General features: G+C 70.2%; 17 protein-coding genes. 9 read left to right on the forward strand and 8 right to left on the reverse strand.

Annotated elements, in window-relative coordinates:
* Positions 1-58: 58 nt before the first annotated feature.
* The 6 genes from ACZ4LX_RS27475 to ACZ4LX_RS27500 all read left to right on the forward strand — a co-directional run bounded on the left by ACZ4LX_RS27475 (position 59) and on the right by ACZ4LX_RS27500 (position 5264).
* Positions 59-1900: a phosphatidylglycerol lysyltransferase domain-containing protein gene (locus tag ACZ4LX_RS27475; protein ID WP_467649501.1), complete on the forward strand. Its 1842-nt coding sequence runs from the start codon at positions 59-61 to the stop codon at positions 1898-1900.
* Between the two features lie 232 nt (positions 1901-2132).
* On the forward strand, positions 2133-2993 hold the full coding sequence (gene folP, locus ACZ4LX_RS27480; RefSeq protein WP_467649500.1) for a dihydropteroate synthase: 861 nt from the start codon (positions 2133-2135) through the stop codon (positions 2991-2993).
* A complete protein-coding gene (locus ACZ4LX_RS27485) occupies positions 2990-3472 on the forward strand; it encodes a nuclear transport factor 2 family protein (RefSeq protein ID WP_467649499.1) in 483 nt (160 codons plus the stop codon). The genes folP and ACZ4LX_RS27485 overlap by 4 nt, the downstream gene beginning before the upstream one ends.
* Before the next feature lie 211 nt (positions 3473-3683).
* Entirely contained in the window at positions 3684-4043 is a 360-nt protein-coding gene (gene folB / locus ACZ4LX_RS27490) for a dihydroneopterin aldolase (protein ID WP_467649498.1), read from the forward strand.
* Complete coding sequence (folK, locus tag ACZ4LX_RS27495) at positions 4040-4651, forward strand: 2-amino-4-hydroxy-6-hydroxymethyldihydropteridine diphosphokinase (RefSeq protein WP_467649497.1); 612 nt, start codon at positions 4040-4042, stop codon at positions 4649-4651. Before folB ends, folK begins: the two co-directional genes overlap by 4 nt.
* A 130-nt stretch (positions 4652-4781) precedes the next feature.
* Positions 4782-5264 carry a DUF3180 domain-containing protein gene (locus tag ACZ4LX_RS27500; RefSeq protein ID WP_467649496.1) on the forward strand — a complete coding sequence of 161 codons (483 nt, stop codon included), beginning with the start codon at positions 4782-4784 and terminating at the stop codon, positions 5262-5264.
* Positions 5265-5301: 37 nt separating this feature from the next.
* Here the strand turns inward: ACZ4LX_RS27500 and ACZ4LX_RS27505 are convergent, their stop codons facing one another.
* The 7 genes from ACZ4LX_RS27505 to dacB form a co-directional block, all read right to left on the reverse strand.
* Positions 5302-6159, reverse strand: a complete 858-nt coding sequence (locus ACZ4LX_RS27505; RefSeq protein WP_467649495.1) for a hypothetical protein — start codon at positions 6157-6159, stop codon at positions 5302-5304.
* A 198-nt stretch (positions 6160-6357) separates the two neighbouring features.
* The gene (folE, locus tag ACZ4LX_RS27510) at positions 6358-6963 is read right to left on the reverse strand and encodes a GTP cyclohydrolase I FolE (protein WP_467649494.1); all 606 of its coding nucleotides are present in this window, start codon (positions 6961-6963) and stop codon (positions 6358-6360) included.
* A 208-nt stretch (positions 6964-7171) separates the two neighbouring features.
* Positions 7172-9196, reverse strand: coding sequence for an ATP-dependent zinc metalloprotease FtsH (ftsH, locus tag ACZ4LX_RS27515; protein ID WP_467649493.1), 2025 nt, complete (start codon positions 9194-9196; stop codon positions 7172-7174).
* Between the two features lie 196 nt (positions 9197-9392).
* Complete coding sequence (gene hpt, locus ACZ4LX_RS27520) at positions 9393-9932, reverse strand: hypoxanthine phosphoribosyltransferase (RefSeq protein ID WP_037777945.1); 540 nt, start codon at positions 9930-9932, stop codon at positions 9393-9395.
* A gap of 99 nt (positions 9933-10031) precedes the next feature.
* A complete protein-coding gene (gene tilS, locus ACZ4LX_RS27525; RefSeq protein ID WP_467649492.1) occupies positions 10032-11123 on the reverse strand; it encodes a tRNA lysidine(34) synthetase TilS in 1092 nt (363 codons plus the stop codon).
* 201 nt (positions 11124-11324) lie between these two features.
* Positions 11325-12458: a zinc-dependent metalloprotease gene (locus ACZ4LX_RS27530; protein ID WP_467649491.1), complete on the reverse strand. Its 1134-nt coding sequence runs from the start codon at positions 12456-12458 to the stop codon at positions 11325-11327.
* 152 nt (positions 12459-12610) lie between these two features.
* Complete coding sequence (gene dacB, locus ACZ4LX_RS27535) at positions 12611-14038, reverse strand: D-alanyl-D-alanine carboxypeptidase/D-alanyl-D-alanine endopeptidase (RefSeq protein ID WP_467649490.1); 1428 nt, start codon at positions 14036-14038, stop codon at positions 12611-12613.
* A gap of 164 nt (positions 14039-14202) precedes the next feature.
* Between dacB and ACZ4LX_RS27540 the strand changes: the two genes are divergently transcribed.
* Both ACZ4LX_RS27540 and ACZ4LX_RS27545 read left to right on the forward strand, forming a co-directional pair.
* A complete protein-coding gene (locus tag ACZ4LX_RS27540; protein WP_123525235.1) occupies positions 14203-14697 on the forward strand; it encodes an inorganic diphosphatase in 495 nt (164 codons plus the stop codon).
* A gap of 140 nt (positions 14698-14837) precedes the next feature.
* A complete protein-coding gene (locus ACZ4LX_RS27545) occupies positions 14838-16535 on the forward strand; it encodes a threonine/serine exporter family protein (protein ID WP_467649489.1) in 1698 nt (565 codons plus the stop codon).
* Between the two features lie 30 nt (positions 16536-16565).
* Here ACZ4LX_RS27545 and ACZ4LX_RS27550 read toward each other — a convergent pair whose 3' ends face one another.
* Positions 16566-17282, reverse strand: a complete 717-nt coding sequence (locus ACZ4LX_RS27550) for a DedA family protein (RefSeq protein WP_467649488.1) — start codon at positions 17280-17282, stop codon at positions 16566-16568.
* A 149-nt stretch (positions 17283-17431) separates the two neighbouring features.
* On the opposite strand from ACZ4LX_RS27550, the gene ACZ4LX_RS27555 reads away from it, so the two are divergent.
* Positions 17432-17797, forward strand: coding sequence for a YbjQ family protein (locus ACZ4LX_RS27555; protein WP_467649487.1), 366 nt, complete (start codon positions 17432-17434; stop codon positions 17795-17797).

Genomic DNA, 17797 nt, shown 5'->3' on the forward strand with positions numbered 1-17797 from the left:
GTCCGCAGGGGCTCCGGCCGGCGGACTACAAGAATCTCTCGCGGAACCACGGGAAGCGATGTCTGTCACGCAAGATGGGGATAAATCGGGATCGGTTCCGAAAGGCGTACGCAAGTTCGCACGCGGACCGCGCCCCGAGACCGTGCCGGCACTCGTCGGCACCGCCTGCACCGCCGTCGGCCTGATCGATGTCGCGGCGGGCGTCTTCCCGCGCTTCCGGCACAGCCGGATGCACTCCCTCGCCGAGGTTCTTCCCGGCGCCCTCGGCCCCTTCGCCGCCGCCCTCTCGCTCAGCGCCGGCGTCCTGCTGCTGCTCCTGGCCCACGGCCTGAAGCGGCACAAGCGACGGGCCTGGCGGGCCGCCGTCGTCCTGCTCCCGGCCGGAGCGGTGGCCCAGTTCGTCTACCGGCACTCGGTCCTCGGCACCCTCGTGTCGCTGACGCTGTGTTACCTGCTGATACGCCACCGGAGGGAATTCGCCGCACTCCCCGACCCACGCAGCCGTTGGAGGGCACTGGCCAACTTCGTCCTGCTCGGCGCGGGTTCGCTCGGCCTCGGCCTGGTCATCGTCAGCGTGCACCCGGGCCGCCTGGTCGGTAACCCCAGCATCGCCGACCGGCTCCAGCACGTGCTGTACGGGCTGTTCGGCTTCGAGGGCCCGGTCGACTACGCCGGTGACACCTCCTGGACCGTGGGCTATTCGCTGGGCGCGCTCGGGCTGCTGACCGCCGTCACCACGATCTACCTCGCGTTCCGTCCCGAGCACCCGGCCGCCCGTCTCACCGAGGACGACGAGGCCCGGCTGCGCGCCCTGCTGGAGCGGCACGGCGGCCGCGACTCGCTGGGCCACTTCGCCCTCCGCCGCGACAAGGCCGTGGTCTTCTCGCCCAGCGGCAAGGCCGCCGTCTGCTACCGCGTGGTCTCCGGGGTGATGCTGGCCAGCGGCGACCCGATCGGGGACGTGGAGGCCTGGCCCGGCGCCATCGAACGGTTCATGGACGAGGCCAGGGCGCACTCCTGGACCCCCGCGGTGATGGGCTGCGGCGAGACCGGCGGCGAGGTCTGGACCCGCGAGACCGGCCTCGACGCCCTGGAACTCGGCGACGAGGCGGTGGTGGATGTCGCGGATTTCTCGCTCGCCGGACGCGCGATGCGCAACGTGCGCCAGATGGTGAAGCGCATTGAGCGCAACGGGTACGAGACGCGGGTCCGGCGCGTGGCGGACATCGGCGAGACCGAGCTGGCCCGCATCCGGCGGGCCGCCGCCGACTGGCGCGGCACGGACAACGAACGCGGCTTCTCCATGGCGCTCGGCCGGATCGGCGACAGCGCCGACCGGGACTGCTTCGTGGCCACCGCCCACCAGGCCGGGGAGCAGGACGCCGACTCCCCGTACGGCGATCTGAAGGCCGTCCTCCACTTCGTTCCGTGGGGCACCGACGGGATGTCCCTGGACCTGATGCGCCGCGACCGCGCCGCGGACCCGGGGATGAACGAGCTGCTCATCGTCGCCTCCTTGCAGGCCGCGCCCCGACTGGGCATCACCCGCGTCTCGCTGAACTTCGCCATGTTCCGCTCCGCCCTGGCCCGCGGCGAGAAGCTGGGGGCCGGACCGGTGCTGCGGGTCTGGCGCGGGCTGCTGGTCTTCCTGTCGCGCTGGTTCCAGATCGAGTCCCTGTACAAGTTCAACGCCAAGTTCCGGCCACGCTGGGAGCCCCGGTTCGTGGTCTACCGCACCGCCCGCGATCTGCCCCGGATCTCCCTCGCCGCCATGCAGGCCGAGGGCTTCGTGAGCTTCGCGCTCCCCCGTCCCCTGGCCCGCCGGCTGCCGTCGGGCGGCCCGCGCCCCTGTGCGCACGTACAGGCGTCCACCGGCGAGCAGGGCGTCCGCCCGGCGTGACCGGCCTCATGACCGGCCCAGAGGCTGCCCGGCCCGGACGCTGCCCGGCCCAGGGGCTGTCCGGCCGATCAAGGGCCGGACAGGGCTCGGCGGCCCGGCGATGCGCCGCAGGGCGCGGGCGCGCCCCGGCGGCGGAGCTGCTGTCCGGGGTTTCGACAACACCGCGAGGTGCCGTGCGCCCCGGCGCCACGGCCCCGGCCATGATCTTCGGGAAAGCCCCTAGGCTGGTCGTATGAGTACGTTGCACGGACGAGGCACGGTCCAGGGTCTGCCGGAGTGGGACCGCTGTGCGGTCATGGGTGTCGTCAATGTGACGCCCGACTCCTTCTCCGACGGGGGCCGCTGGTTCGACACCACGACGGCCGTGAAACACGGTCTCGACCTGGTCTCCGAGGGTGCCGACCTGATCGATGTCGGCGGTGAGTCGACCCGCCCCGGCGCGAGCCGGGTGGACGAGTCCGAGGAGCTCCGGCGCGTGGTCCCGGTGGTCCGCGGCCTCGCCTCGGAAGGGGTCACCGTCTCGGTCGACACCATGCGGGCCCGGGTCGCGGAGCAGGCAGTCGCCGCGGGAGCGCTCCTGGTCAACGACGTGAGCGGCGGACTCGCCGACCCGGACATGGTCCCGGTCGTCGCCGCCGCGGCCGTGCCGTTCGTCGTCATGCACTGGCGCGGATTCAGCGAGTCGATGAACAGCCGGGCGGTGTACGGGGACGTCGTCGCCGAGGTCGTCGCGGAGCTGCGTGCCCGGATGGACGACGTGGTCGCGGGAGGTGTCGCACCCGAACGCATAGTGATCGACCCGGGCCTCGGCTTCGCCAAGGACGCCGGCCACGACCTGTCGCTCATCGCCGGCCTGGACGCCCTGCACGGCCTCGGCCGCCCGCTGCTGGTCGCCGCCTCCCGCAAGCGCTTCCTCGGCCATGTGCTGGCCGGTGAGGGCGCCGCCCCGCCCCCCGCCCGCGAGCGCGACGCGGCCACCGCCGCGGTCTCCGCCCTCTCCGCCCATGCCGGTGCCTGGGCCGTCCGGGTCCACGAGGTGCGGGCCACCGCCGACGCCGTCCGGGTCGCACGCGCTGTCGAAGGAGCCGCGTGAACGAGCCGCAGGACGACCGGACCTCCGCCGCCGACGACATCGAGGCGGTCGAACGGGCCAACACCGCCTTCTACGAGGCCATGGAACGCGGCGACCTCGAAGAACTGACCGCGCTCTGGCTGCCCGGGGAGGACCTCACCGTCTCCTGCGTCCACCCCGGCTGGCCGGTGCTCACCGGCCGCGGCGAGGTGCTGCGCAGTTACGCCCTGATCATGGCGAACACCGAGTACATCCAGTTCTTCCTGACCGATGTCGGCATCTCCATGACGGGCGACACCGCTCTGGTGACGTGCACCGAGAACATCCTCAGCGGCGGACCCGCCGAGGAGGGCAGCTCCCTGGGGCCGCTCGTCGGCCAACTGGTCGTCGCGACCAATGTGTTCCGCCGCACTCCGGAAGGCTGGAAGCTCTGGTCCCACCACGGGTCGCCCGTACTGGCCGAAACCGGTGAGGAAGAGGACGAGGACACCCCTTCCTGAACGACCGCGAAGCCACGCCGGGCCCAAAAGGCAGCTCGGCGGGGTTGGACCCGCGCACATCGGGGTATCAGCGGCTACCAGCCCCGTGCCGCCGTGTCCATAGCCCCCGCGGGGGAGGGCTGTCGGCGCTCGCGGGTAGATTCGGAAAAGGGCAGGCGGCCTCCCGCACGTGGTTCCTACCCCATCGACAACAACAGCAGGAGTGATTCGCGTGGATCGTGTCGCGCTGCGCGGCCTCAAGGCCCGTGGGCACCATGGCGTCTTTCCCCGGGAACGGGAAGAGGGACAGACGTTCATCGTGGACCTGGTGCTCGGCCTCGACACCCGTCCCGCGGCAGCCGCCGACGACCTCACGAAGACCGTGCACTACGGCGTGGTCGCCGAGGAGGTCGTCGCGGTCGTCCAGGGCGAACCCGTCGATCTGATCGAGACACTCGCGGAGCGCATCGCCCAGCAGTGCCTCCAGCACGAAGGCGTCGAGGAGGTGGAGGTCGTGGTCCACAAGCCGGATGCGCCCATCACCGTCCCCTTCGACGACGTCACCGTCACCATCACCCGGAGCCGAGCATGACTGCATTTTCCACCGAGGGCCAGAGCGACCCGACCGTACAGCCGGTTCCCGCGTCCGTGGTCGAGCAGGTGGACGCCGCGGACATCACCCTTTCCAACCCCAAACGCGCCGTGATCTCCCTGGGTTCCAACCTGGGCAACCGCCTGGAGACCCTCCAGGGCGCCATCGACGCCCTGGAGGACACCCCGGGCCTCCGGGTCAAGGCGGTCTCCCCGGTGTACGAGACGGAGCCGTGGGGCGTCGAGCCCGGCTCCCAGCCCTCGTACTTCAACGCGGTCGTCGTCGTGAAGACGACGCTCCCCCCGTCCTCCCTCCTGGAGCGCGGCCAGGCCATCGAGGAGGCCTTCGACCGGGTCCGTGAGGAGCGCTGGGGGCCACGCACCATCGACGTGGACATCGTCGCGTACGCGGATGTCGTCTCCGACGACCCGGAGCTCACCCTCCCCCACCCCAGGGCCCGTGAGCGCGCCTTCGTGCTCGCCCCGTGGCACGACGTGGATCCCGGGGCCCAGCTGCCCGGAGCCGGCCCGGTGGCGGACCTGCTGGCGGGTGTGGGCCGCGGCGGCGTGCTGCCCCGGGCCGACCTGGAACTCCGGCTGCCCGAGTAGTCGTTAGGCTCGGAGGAGACAGCAGGACATCCACGGCAGCAGATCCACGGCAGCACATCCACAGCCGAGGCATCCGCGGCAGTACATCCACTGCCAGTACATCCACAGGCGGCGAAGGGCGGCTCACCCGGTGAAGCAACTACGGCTCGGAGTACTGGCCGGCCTCTTCGCCGCCGCCGGGGTGCTGTCCTGGGGCGGCGCCCGCCTCTGGGACTCCCTCGGCACCCTGCCCAGCGTGCCGCTGGCCGCGCCCGTCGTGCTTGCCGTGATCGCCGTGGTCCTGCTGGCGACGGCGCTCTCCCTCCGCTCCCGGCTGCGCGCCCAGCGCGAGCGCCGGCCAGGTGCGAAGGGCGTCGAGCCCCTCATGGCGGCCCGAGCCGTGGTCTTCGGCCAGGCCAGCGCCCTCGTCGTCGCTCTGGTCGCCGGGATGTACGGCGGCACGGGCGTCTTCCTGCTCGGCTCCCTGGACATGCCGGCCCGCCGCGATCAGGCCATCTACGCGGGCTTCGCGGTCCTGGCCGGCATCGGGGTGATCGCGGCGGCCCTGTTCCTGGAGCGCGTCTGCAAGCTCCCGGACGACGAGGACGACAACAAGAACGCCGCTGCGGCGTAGGCCGCGCCGGGCCCGCAGTCTGTTCCAACCGCCGATCTCACCACATCTGGCGCACCAGGTGTCCGTTGACGAGGAAGGTCGGATACGGGTCAAGCCGGTAGCTGTAGAAGGTGAACGGCTTGGCCGCCGCTGTCCGCTCGCGTACGTCGCCGACCTCGACCCATGCCGACTCCGTCGGCTGCACGGCATGGCACTCGGGCCGGAAAGTTCCACGAGCAGCCCAGTTGTCGACCACGACGAGATGTGATGCCAGTCCCTTCGCGCACGGGGTGAATCTTGCTCCGAGCACCTGTGCGAGCTCCGTCAGAAATCCGACGTTCGCACTGACCAGAACCCTCCCGGCCCAGGTTTTGCTCCGGCAGCCGTCACCGTCCGCGTATCCGTCCAGAAAGCCTTCGAAAACGTCCCGATCCCAGAGAACCACGCGCGGAAAGCGCTGCCGCATATGGTGCGCATCGCCACCTGTGTACTGCCGCATCGCATCGGCGAGGTACGACGAAACAACTCGCACCCGGAACCCAGGTACTTGTCGGCCGAGATAGCCAGAGGGCCGTGACACGGCTTCCAAACGGGCGCAAAGCCCCGTCGACGCCTGCAGGCTCTGGGCGTACTTCGCGGCGAATGCCTCATCGTTCACCACGAGCGAGACATAATTCGCGCTCACGGTCCCGTCGGCACATGTGGCACCGACGAAGTAGCCAAGGTCGTAGCCGGGCCGGATCGTCAGCCTTTCCCTGCACAGCTTCCTGGCGTGAGCCCAGGCCAGGACCGTGTCGATCGAATCCCGCGCGTGGGTCCAGCCATCCGGGGTACCCAGTAGTTGTTCCGGGGACACGGTGAAGGTCGCGTGGCCAGTCACCACGTCCACGGCATCCCGCGCCTTGACCGCGGTCACCTCGACGACAGTCGTCTGGGCGGTACGGTCGCCATCCAGCGTCCATAACCGGGTTCCCACGTGTACGCTCCCGGCCCGCACGCGCCCGCCTACCGCGTTCACCGTCTGTCTGCTCGGCAGTCCACCCACCACGGCGTTCCTCCTGAATCACACTTCTGTGCGTGATTCAGGAGGCTACGATCCGGCACTGACAATCGGTTACCGCGCCAGTATCAGACTCATGGCCTCGGCCCGTGTGGAAGCCTCGCGCAGCTGGCCACGCACCGCGGATGTCGTCGTCTTCGCACCAGGCTTACGAATACCCCGGACCGACATGCACATGTGTTCCGCCTCAATGACCACGATCGCGCCACGCGCCTCCAGAATGCGCATCAGCGAGTCCGCGACCTGCGTGGTCAGACGTTCCTGAACCTGCGGACGACGGGCAAAGACATCGACCAGACGCGCAAGCTTGGACAACCCCGTGATCTTGCCGCTCTCCGCCGGGATGTACCCGACATGCGCGACTCCATGGAACGGGAGCAGGTGGTGCTCGCAGAGGCTGACGATCTCGATGTCCTTCACCAGGACCATCTCATCGTGCCCCAGGTCGAATGTGGTCGTAAGGACATCCTCCGGCTCCTGCCTCAGACCACCCAGGATCTCCTTGTACGCCCGCGCCACCCGCCCCGGCGTCTCCCGCAGCCCCTCACGGTCCGGGTCCTCCCCGACTGCGAGAAGCAGCTCGCGCACGGCTGCCTCGGCCCGCTTCTCGTCGAACTCGCCGATCGAACCCTGGCCGTCCAGCGTCACCGGATCGGTCATCTGTGCCTCGTTCCTCAGAGCTGTCACTGCGTGGACATCCGCGCAGGTGTGGGGCCCGTCCGTCGGATCAGGGCGCGCCCCCGGCCATGATCCGGCGGATGGGCCCCAACGGAAAAACCGCGCCCCCACAGGCTAAAACCTGGGGGGCGCGGCATCCATTCCGGGCCCGGTGAAGCCCCCGTGACAGGGGCCACACCGGGGTCGGTGTCTAGCTCTCCGGACGGTCCTCGGGGATCGCCTCGGTCGCCGGAACCGTGTCCGCGACCGAGCCGTTCGCCGTGGTGGCGCCGTTGGTGAGGGCGAGTTCCTTCGGGGAGAGGACCGGCGGCCGGGTGGACGGCGTGCGCCGGGCGGAGCCGGTCCACGCCGGACGTGCCGGACGCTTGACGATCGGAGCGAAGATCTCGGCGATCTCCTCCTTGCCGAGGGTCTCCTTCTCAAGGAGCTGGAGAACCAGGGCGTCCAGAACGTCGCGGTTCTCGACGAGGATCTCCCACGCGTCGTTGTGCGCGGTCTCGATGAGCTTCTTGACCTCTTCGTCGACCAGCGCGGCGACCTCTTCCGAGTAGTCGCGCTGGTGGCCCATCTCGCGGCCCACGAACGGCTCGGTGTTGTCGCCACCGAACTTGATCGCGCCGAGCCGCTCCGTCATGCCGTACTGCGTGACCATCGCACGGGCCGTCGCCGTGGCCTTCTCGATGTCGTTCGCGGCGCCGGTCGTCGGGTCGTGGAAGACCAGCTCCTCGGCCGCGCGCCCGCCCAGCATGTAAGCCAGCTGGTCGAGCATCTCGTTGCGCGTCGTGGAGTACTTGTCCTCCTCCGGGAGCACCATCGTGTAACCGAGGGCGCGGCCGCGGGAGAGGATCGTGATCTTGTGGACCGGGTCCGCCTGAGGTGAGGCCGCCGCGACCAGGGCGTGTCCGCCCTCGTGGTACGCGGTGATCTTCTTCTCCTTCTCGGACATGATCCGGGTCCGCTTCTGCGGACCCGCCACGACGCGGTCGATGGCCTCGTCGAGCATGTTGTTGTCGATCAGCTTCTGGTTGCTGCGCGCCGTCAGGAGCGCGGCCTCGTTCAGCACGTTCGACAGATCGGCTCCGGTGAAGCCGGGCGTACGACGGGCGACGGCGCCGAGATCGACGTCCGGTGCGACCGGCTTGCCCTTCTGGTGGACCTTGAGGATCTCCAGACGGCCCAGCATGTCCGGCCGGTCGACCGCGATCTGCCGGTCGAAGCGGCCCGGACGCAGCAGCGCCGGATCGAGGATGTCCGGACGGTTCGTGGCGGCGATCAGAATGACGCCGCCCTTCACGTCGAAGCCGTCCATCTCCACGAGCAGCTGGTTCAGCGTCTGCTCACGCTCGTCGTGGCCACCGCCCATACCGGCACCGCGGTGCCGGCCGACTGCGTCGATCTCGTCGACGAAGACGATCGCCGGGGCGTTCGCCTTGGCCTGCTCGAAGAGGTCACGGACACGGGAAGCACCGACACCGACGAACATCTCGACGAAGTCGGAACCGGAGATCGAGTAGAACGGGACGCCCGCCTCGCCCGCGACGGCGCGTGCGAGCAGCGTCTTGCCCGTACCGGGAGGCCCGTACAGCAGGACACCCTTGGGGATCTTGGCGCCGACGGCCTGGAACTTCGCCGGCTCCTGGAGGAACTCCTTGATCTCGTGGAGCTCCTCGACCGCCTCGTCGGACCCCGCCACATCGGCGAACGTCGTCTTCGGGGTGTCCTTGGTGATCAGCTTGGCCTTGGACTTGCCGAACTGCATGACCTTGGAGCCGCCACCCTGCATCTGGTTCATCAGAAACAGGAAGACGACCACGATGAGGACGAAGGGCAGCAGCGAGAAGAGGATCGAGACGAACGGGGACTGCTTCGACGGCGAGACCGTGTAGCCCTTGTCGATGTCACCGCTCTCGAACTTCTTCTGCAGCGTGTCGGCGAGCTGGACGCCCTGGTTGCCGATGTAACTCGACTGGAACTTGCTGCCGGACTCGCCGGAGAGTTTCTGGCCGTCCTTCAGCTCGATCTTGATGATGTGATCGTCACCGGTGGTGAGCTTGGCCTGCTCCACCTGGTTCTTACTGATCGCCTGGATCACCTTGGAGGTGTCCACCGTCTTGTAGCCGCCACCCGAGCCGACGACCTGCATCAACACGACCACGGCGAGGACGGCCAGCACGATCCACATGACCGGCCCACGGAAGTATCGCTTCACGTCCATCCATACGGAGCGAGTTCGCCCCGTCCCTCCTGCCCGTAGGTAAATGCTGCTGTGAGTAAAGACTGTTCTTCGGACGGTACACCGGCATTGTCACCGACGACGGCCGAGGAAGTCTGTCAAACCCGCCTTCGAAGGCTCAACGGCGGGAAATCTGTGAGGGTTCCCCTGAGCCGGGGCGGGTTCGGCGGCGTCGTGCTCAGCCGCCGTAGACGTGCGGGGCGAGGGTGCCGACGAAGGGGAGGTTGCGGTACTTCTCCGCGTAGTCCAGCCCATAGCCGACGACGAACTCGTTGGGGATGTCGAAGCCGACCCACTTGCAGTCGAGCGCGACCTTCGCCGCGTCCGGCTTGCGCAGCAGGGTGCAGATCTCCAGCGATGCGGGCTCGCGAGAGCCCAGGTTCGACATCAGCCAGGACAGCGTCAGGCCCGAGTCGATGATGTCCTCGACGATCAGGACGTGCTTGCCCTTGATGTCGGTGTCCAGGTCCTTGAGGATCCGGACGACACCGGAGGACTGGGTGCCCGCACCGTACGACGAGACGGCCATCCAGTCCATGGTGACGGGGGTGGACAGCGCACGCGCCAGGTCCGCCATGACCATCACCGCGCCCTTGAGGACACCGACGAGGAGCAGGTCCTTGCCCGCGTACTCCGCGTCGATCTTCGCGGCCAGCTCGACGAGCTTCGCGTCGATCTCTTCCTTGGTGAGGAGCACCGACTGAAGGTCGGTGCCCATGTCCTTCTCGTTCACCCGCGTCTCTTTCTTTGCCCGCCGGATCCGGGATGGTGTCCCGGATCTGCGCGGGCCGCTCGCCGAATGCCAGCCGCTTGTGCGTCAGCTCTGCCGAATCACCAGTCTGCCACCCTGGCGCAGGGCTTCGACGCGGCCGGGCAGGTTGATGGCCTGCTGGCCGCGCCAGCCGGTGATGAGGCGGTCGACTTCCTCGATGTGCCGGGCGAAGAGGGAACCGGCCGGAGAGCCCGCCTCTATGGCCGCCCGGCGCAGCACGCGCCGGCGGACCGCCGGCGGCAGGACGTACAGCTTGGCGCACTCCAGCCGGCCCGCGTCGTCGCGGACGTCACGTCCCGCCTCGGCGGCCCAGGTGTCCAGGGCGTCGGCGTCGTCGCGGGAGAGCTGGGCCGTACGGGCCAGCGCCTCGACGACCCCTTTGCCCAGCGCCTTCTCCAGGGCAGGCAGGCCCTCGTGGCGCAGCCGGGAGCGGGTGTAAGCGGGGTCGACGTTGTGCGGGTCGTCCCAGACGGGCAGTGACTGGACCAGACAGGCCGTGCGGGCGGTCTGGCGGTCGAGTTGGAGGAAGGGGCGGCGGTAGCGGTCGGCCGGTCCGGACGCGGCGGCCATGCCGGAGAGGGAGCGGATGCCGGAGCCTCGGGCGAGGCCCAGCAACACCGTCTCCGCCTGGTCGTCCCGGGTGTGTCCGAGCAGTACGGCGGCGGCGCCGTGACGTTCGGCGGCGGCGTCCAGCGCCGCGTAGCGGGCGTCGCGGGCGGCGGCCTCGGGCCCGCCCTCGTGGCCGACGCGCACCGCGATGGCTTCGACCGGGTCGAGGTCCATGGCGGTGAGGCGGCCCGCGACCTCGATGGCGCGGGCGTCGGAGCCGTTCTGGAGGCCGTGGTCGACGGTGATGCCGCCGGCCCGGACGGCGAGTTTGCGGGCCTCGAAGGCGAGTGCGGAGGCGAGCGCCATGGAATCGGCGCCGCCGGAGCATGCGACCAGCACCAGTGGGGTATCGGTGCGTTCGGGAAGGGCGGGGCGCCGCCTGCCCGCCCCGGCTTCGGCGAGCTCGGGGTGCGGGGCACGTCCGGCATGCCCGGTGTGTTCGGTCTGATCGGCGAATTCGGTGAGTACGTCGTGGAGTACGCGGCGGACCGCCAGGCGTATCGCCGCGACCGCAGGATGGGGACCCATGTCCGGTGCCCTTCGTGAAGTTCTGGAGAGGTGCCTCCGAGTGCCGGGACGGAGAAGAGTGCCGTCACTCAGAGTGCGTCGATGGTGACAGAGCAAACCCGTCCATCGAGCATTGCACGCCTTCCCATGCCCCTACGGTCCCTCGGATGGGTGATTACCGGCGCGTCACCCTCGGGTTCCCGCCCGGTGCGCGTTCCGTGATCATGACTCTGCCTTACGGTGCACCCGCGCGATCCACTCCTCGGGCCTGGCGATCTCCGCCTTGGTCGGCAGGGTGTTGGGCGAGGTCCAGACCCGGTTGAAGCCGTCCATGCCGACCTCGTCGACGACGGCGCGCACGAACCGCTCGCCGTCCCGGTACTGGCGCAGCTTGGCGTCGAGCCCCAGGAGCTTGCGCAGCGCCTGGTCGAGACGGCTCGCGCCGCGCGCCCTGCGCTGCTGGAACTTCTCCCGGATCTCGCCGACGGAGGACACCACCTCGGGGCCGACGCCGTCCATCACGTAGTCGGCGTGCCCCTCCAGCAGCGACATCACCGCGGTGAGCCGTCCGAGGATCTCCCGCTGGGCGGGCGTCTGGACGATCTCGACGAGGCTGCGGCCGCCGTCCTCGCCCTCCTCGCCCTCCGGCCGGCCGCCCGCCAGCGACTGGGCGGCCTCGCGGAGCCGTTCGAGGACCGTCATCGGGTCGACGTCGGTCTCGTCGAGAAATGACTGGATCTCGCCCTGCAGATGATCGCGGAGCCAGGGCACCGCGGTGAACTGCGTGCGGTGCGTCTCCTCGTGGAGGGCCACCCAGAGGCGGAAGTCGTGCGGGTCGACCTCCAGCTCCCGCTCGACGTGGACGATGTTCGGGGCGACCAGCAGGAGCCTGCCGCCGCCGTCGGCCGAGGCGGGGAGATCGCGGGTGGCGGGCGCGAACGTCTCGTACTGGCCGAGGACCCGGGAGGCCAGGAACGACAGCAGCATCCCCACCTCCACGCCGGTCACCTTGGAGCCGACCGCGCCGATCACGGCGCCGCCGGTACCGCCGCCGCGCCGCTCCTCCATCTTCTCCAGGAGGGGGCGCAGCAGTTCCCGGAAGCCCGCGACGTTCGCCCTGATCCAGCCCGCCCGGTCGACGACCAGGACCGGGGTGTCCTCCGGCTCCGTCCCCTCGGGGATCATCCGGGTGAAGGAACGGACGTGCTCCTCCGCGGCCTTGGCATGCCTGCGCAGCTCCGCGACGACCTCGCGGGCCTCCTCGCGGCTGATCTCGGGACCCGGCCGCACAAGCCGGGTCGCTGTCGCGACCGCGAGATTCCAGTCGACCATCCCGGCACCACCGATGCTCGTCATGCGTCAACCGTACGTGCTCGACCCCTGGACCGACCGGCAAATGGAGGCGTCCCGGGGCCCCGGACACCTCTCCGCCGCTTCGGCGCCGGCCACCGGCGCTCCGCCCCGGGCCCGCGGCCCGCCCGGCCCGCTCCCGTCCGCCGTGCGGCCTCTCAGCGCCGGCCGGCGGCCAGCGCGGTCGCGAGCGCGTCGAGGGCCGACTGCGCCTCGGCCGGGGCGGTGGTGCCCGATACGAGGAAGGCGAACGCGAGCAGCCGGCCCCGGGGGTCGACGACCGTGCCGGAGAGGCTGTTGACACCCGTGAGGGTGCCGGTCTTGGCGCGGATCAGTCCGGTGCCGCCGGATTTCGTGGTGTAACGGCTGCTCAGCGTGCCGCTGAAGCCGGCCACCGGGAGGCCGGTGAGGACGGGGCGCAGCTCCGCGTGGTCCTGACCGGCCGCGCGGGCGAGGAGTCCGGCGAGCAGGGCGGCGGTGACCTTGTCCTTGCGGTTGAGTCCGCTGCCGTCTGCGATGACCACGCCCTTCAGCGGCAGACCCAGTTTCTTCAGCTGCGCGGTGACGGCCCGTCGGCCGCCGGCGAAGTCGGCCGGTTCGCCCGCGGCGATCGCGGTCTGGCGGGCCAGTGCTTCGGCGATGTCGTTGTCGCTGTTGGTCAGCGCCCGCTCGACGAGGGCGGACAGCGGGACGGAGAGGTGCTCGGCGACGGACCGGGACTTCGCGGCCGCCCGGCCGGGCTTCGGGCCGTCCCCGGTGGTGATCCCGGCCTCGTCCAGCAGTTCGCCGAAGAGGTCCGCGGCATCGCGGGCCGGGTCGTCGCTGCGCGGCGCGGGCCCGCTGGAGGTGTCGTCGAGCCGCCCCTCGTCGACCATCAGGGCGCTCACGGGCGCGATGTTCTCGTTGGGGCCGATCGGGTGGAGTGCGGGGCCCGAGTAGCCGGAGGTGTCGTACCGCAGCCGCACGGAACGGACCCCGCCGTCCTTGAGGGCGCGGGCCGTGCCGGCGGCCAGGGAGCGCAGGGCCGCCCGGTCGAGGGTGGGATCGCCGCCGCCGACCAGTGTCACGGTGCGCAGGTCGGCGGAGGCCCGGACGGTCGTGGGGATGCGATGGGCCGGGCCGAGCGCGCTCAGGGCCGCGACCGTGGTGGCGATCTTGACGGTGGACGCGGGCGTCATGGGGGTGTCGGCCGCCAGCCCGTACAGCCGCCTGCCGGTCGCGGTGTCGATGACGACGGCGCTGCGGCGGGTGCCGAGCGCGGGGGCCTTCAGCAGGGGGCCGAGCGCGGCGCGCAGTGCGGCCGCCGCTCCGTCCGGGGCCGCCGCCCCGTCCGGCGCGGAGTCGTCGGTGCCGGTGCCCAGCGCCGCGAGTACGGCCGGGGCGCTGGGCGCCGGGGCCGGTCCGGAGGGTGCGTCGGGCTGGTGATGTGCGCCACCTGTACCGGCCCGGGCGGCGGCCCAGTCCTGCTCGGCCTTACGCTGACCCGAGTCCCAGGGACCGGCGGCAAAGGCGGCGCCGGCTGCGAGCGCCAGGCCCAGGACGGCGGAAACGGCCGCGAACTGCCGGTCGCTCAGTCCGTTACGCATGCCCAGACGGTCCGTGAGGGCCGCCCTGTCAACGCGGGAGAACGGATTGATCGACGGTCTTTTCGACGGATCGCCCACCGTTGACCAGCCCCTTTCGCGAGCACACAACTCCGTGGGGGACACTTAACCATCAGTCGTATGTGTTGATCATGGAGGAGCCACCCGTGGAGTTCGACGTCGTTATCGAGATCCCGAAGGGTTCGCGGAACAAGTACGAGGTGGACCACGAGACCGGTCGGATCCGGCTGGACCGTCGACTCTTCACCTCGACCAGCTACCCGGCGGACTACGGTTTCGTCGAGAACACCCTCGGCGAGGACGGCGACCCGCTGGACGCGCTGGTCATCCTGGAGGAGCCGACGTTCCCCGGCTGCCTCATCAAGTGCCGCGCGATCGGCATGTTCCGGATGACGGACGAGGCCGGCGGCGACGACAAGCTGCTGTGCGTTCCGGCCTCCGACCCCCGGGTGGAGCACCTGCGCGACATCCACCACGTGTCGGAGTTCGACCGCCTGGAGATCCAGCACTTCTTCGAGGTCTACAAGGACCTGGAGCCCGGCAAGTCCGTCGAGGGCGCCGACTGGGTCGGCCGTGTCGAGGCCGAGGCCGAGATCGAGAACTCGTACAAGCGCCTTGAGGCGCAGGGCGGCGCGCACTGACGTTCCGCTTGCGGTTCTGAACAGCTTTCGGGCGGTACACCTTCACGGGTGTGCCGCCCGTTCGTATGACCGCCCATGGGCGTGGCCATACTGGGCAGGAGCGCAGCCGAGGACGCGCAGCCGATGAGGATCGAGGTCGAGTGGTGGCGGAACCGGGCGGTCCCGATGACCAGAAGCCCCAGTCCGACGAGGCGCGGAGCGCCTTCTCCCAGCCTGCCGGGGTCGAGAGGTCGGCCCCGGCGTCGGACGACGACCATCCGACGTCGGAGTTCTCCCTGCCGTCGGGGCTGACACCCGAGCCGCAGGGCCCGGCGACCGGCCAGGGGACGGGTTCCGCTTCCGGTTCGGACACGATCGGCTCCGCCTTCGCCCCGCCGCGCACCTACGACGTCCGGAACTCCCCGCCCGCCTTCACGCCCGCGCACGGCATCCCGATGATCCGGCTGACCAAGGAGGCTCCCTGGCAGGACCGGATGCGCACGATGCTGCGTATGCCGGTCGCCGACCGTCCGGCTCCGGAAACCGTCCAGCGGCACGACGACGTGGGCCCCGCGGTGCCGCGCGTGCTCGACCTGACCCTGCGTATCGGGGAGCTGCTGCTCGCGGGCGGCGAGGGGGCCGAGGACGTCGAGGCGGCGATGTTCGCGGTGACCCGCAGCTACGGTCTCGACCGCTGCGAGCCGACCGTCACCTTCACGCTGCTGTCGATCTCGCACCAGCCGTCGCTGGTCGAGGACCCGGTGACGGCAAGCCGTACCGTACGCCGCCGGGGTACCGACTACACCCGGCTGGCGGCCGTCTTCCGGCTGATCGACGACATCACGACCGTGGAGGGCGAGATCTCGCTGGAGGAGGCCTACCGGCGCCTCGCGGAGATCCGCCGGAACCGGCATCCGTACCCCGGCTGGGTGCTCACGCTGGCTGCCGGCTGTCTGGCGGGCGCGGCATCGGTGCTGGTGGGCGGCGGGCCGCTGGTGTTCCTGATCGCCGCGGTCGGCGCGATGCTCGGTGACCGGCTGGCCTGGCTGTGTGCGGGGCGCGGGCTGCCGGAGTTCTACCAGTTCGTCGTGGCCGCGATGCCGCCCGCCGCGATGGGCGTGGCGCTGACCCTCACCCACTGGTCGGACGTCCGGCCGTCGGCGGTGATCACGGGTGGGCTGTTCGCACTCCTGCCGGGGCGGGCGCTGGTCGCGGGCGTGCAGGACGGCCTGACCGGCTACTACATCACCGCTTCGGCCCGGCTGCTGGAGGTCATGTACTTCTTCATCGCCATCGTCGCCGGGGTGCTGCTGGCCCTCTACGGGGGGCTCCAGCTGGGCGCCGAGCTGGACCCGGAGGCACGGTTCATCACCCATGACCGGCCGGTGGTGCAGATCCTGGCGTCGATGGTGCTGACCCTGGCCTTCGCGATCCTGCTCCAGCAGGAGCGGGCCACGGTGCTGGCGGTGACCCTGAACGGCGGCGTGGCCTGGGTCATCTACGGGGCGATGGCCCGGACGGGCCACCTCTCCGCGGTGGCGGCGACAGCGGCGGCGGCCGGGCTCGTCGGGCTGTTCGGGCAGTTGTTCTCGCGCTACCGCTACACCTCGTCGCTGCCGTTCATCACGGCGGCGATCGGCCCGCTGCTGCCCGGCTCCGCGACGTACTTCGGTCTGCTGGGCGTCGCCCAGAACGAGCTGGACAGGGGACTCGCCTCGCTGTCGACCGCGGTGGCGACGGCCCTGGCCATCGCCATCGGGGTGAACCTGGGAAGCGAGATCTCCCGGCTGTTCATGCGGGTACCGGGGGCGGTCGGCGGGGCGAACCGCCGCGCGGCCAAGCGGACGCGCGGCTTCTGACGGAGGGGCCCACCGCGCCCCGGACCGGGGTCAGCGCCTGGCGTGACGGCCGCCGCGGCGGCCTCCGGCCGCGCTGCCGCCGGTGCCCGGCTCCCGGTCCTCGTCCTCGGTGGCCGCAGCCTCCTTCTTCGCCTTGCTGCGGGCCCGCAGGAACTCGATGCCGATCGGCACGACCGAGATCAGCACGATCAGGACCAGCATGGCCTCGATGTTCTTGTGGACGAACTCGATCTGGCCCAGCCCCGCCCCGAGGAGCGTCACCCCGACGCCCCAGAGGATCCCGCCGATGATGTTGAACGTGATGAACGAGCGGTAGTTCATCCGGCTGACACCGGCGATGATCGGCGTGAACGTCCGCACGATGGGCACGAAGCGGGCCAGGATCAGCGACTTCGGGCCGTACTTCTCGAAGAACTCGTGGGCCTTCTCGACGTTCTCCTGCTTGAAGAGGCGGGAGTCCGGGCGGTTGAAGAGCGAGGGACCGACCTTGCGGCCGAAGAGGTAGCCGACCTGGTCACCGATGATCGCCGCCAGCGCCACCAGGACGCAGACCAGCCACAGCGGGGTGTCCAGCTTGTCCGTCGTCACGAGCAGGCCCGTGGTGAACAGGAGCGAGTCGCCGGGCAGGAAGAACCCGATCAGCAGCCCGGACTCGGCGAAGACGATGACCAGCACACCGATCAGCCCGAACTGTCCGATGAGGTGGTCCGGGTCCAGCCAGCTCGGTCCGAGCGCAAGCGTATTCAAGGGTCCGGGCTCCAGGATGTGGGTCGATGGCGGCTGCGTGGCCGCCCCAAGCTATCAACGCCGCAGACCCCCTCCCGGTTCCACTGGCCCCTGTGGAGATGCACACGGGATGAACCGGGGCAAAACTCGGTCCCAGGAGGTGCCACACCATGGGCATTGAGGATTTCGGCGGCGGCCAGACACAGCATTCCGATGTGCTGGTCGTCACGACCAATGACGTACCCGGCCACCAGGTGACCGAGGTCATCGGCGAGGTGTTCGGCCTGACGGTCCGCTCCCGCCACCTCGGCAGCCAGATCGGGGCCGGGCTGAAGTCCATGATCGGCGGCGAGCTGAAGGGGCTGACCAAAACGCTCGTCGAGACCCGCAACCAGGCCATGGAGCGGCTGGTCGAGCAGGCGAAGGCACGCGGCGCCAACGCGGTGCTGATGATGCGGTTCGACGTCTCCGAGGCGGCCGACGTCGGCACGGAGGTCTGTGCGTACGGAACCGCCGCGGTGATCAGCAAGGGCTGA

Source organism: Streptomyces sp. NPDC026062 (assembly GCF_055568375.1).

What these genes read in the sequence shown, in the direction of transcription:
- ACZ4LX_RS27475 (WP_467649501.1), top strand. Translation starts at nt 59, where the DNA reads ATGTCTGTCACGCAAGATGGGGATAAATCGGGATCGGTTCCGAAAGGC.
- folP (WP_467649500.1), top strand. Translation starts at nt 2,133, where the DNA reads ATGAGTACGTTGCACGGACGAGGCACGGTCCAGGGTCTGCCGGAGTGG.
- folK (WP_467649497.1), top strand. Translation starts at nt 4,040, where the DNA reads ATGACTGCATTTTCCACCGAGGGCCAGAGCGACCCGACCGTACAGCCG.
- folE (WP_467649494.1), bottom strand. Translation starts at nt 6,963, where the DNA reads ATGACCGATCCGGTGACGCTGGACGGCCAGGGTTCGATCGGCGAGTTC.
- ftsH (WP_467649493.1), bottom strand. Translation starts at nt 9,196, where the DNA reads ATGGACGTGAAGCGATACTTCCGTGGGCCGGTCATGTGGATCGTGCTG.
- hpt (WP_037777945.1), bottom strand. Translation starts at nt 9,932, where the DNA reads ATGGGCACCGACCTTCAGTCGGTGCTCCTCACCAAGGAAGAGATCGAC.
- tilS (WP_467649492.1), bottom strand. Translation starts at nt 11,123, where the DNA reads ATGGGTCCCCATCCTGCGGTCGCGGCGATACGCCTGGCGGTCCGCCGC.
- ACZ4LX_RS27530 (WP_467649491.1), bottom strand. Translation starts at nt 12,458, where the DNA reads ATGACGAGCATCGGTGGTGCCGGGATGGTCGACTGGAATCTCGCGGTC.
- dacB (WP_467649490.1), bottom strand. Translation starts at nt 14,038, where the DNA reads ATGCGTAACGGACTGAGCGACCGGCAGTTCGCGGCCGTTTCCGCCGTC.
- ACZ4LX_RS27555 (WP_467649487.1), top strand. Translation starts at nt 17,432, where the DNA reads ATGGGCATTGAGGATTTCGGCGGCGGCCAGACACAGCATTCCGATGTG.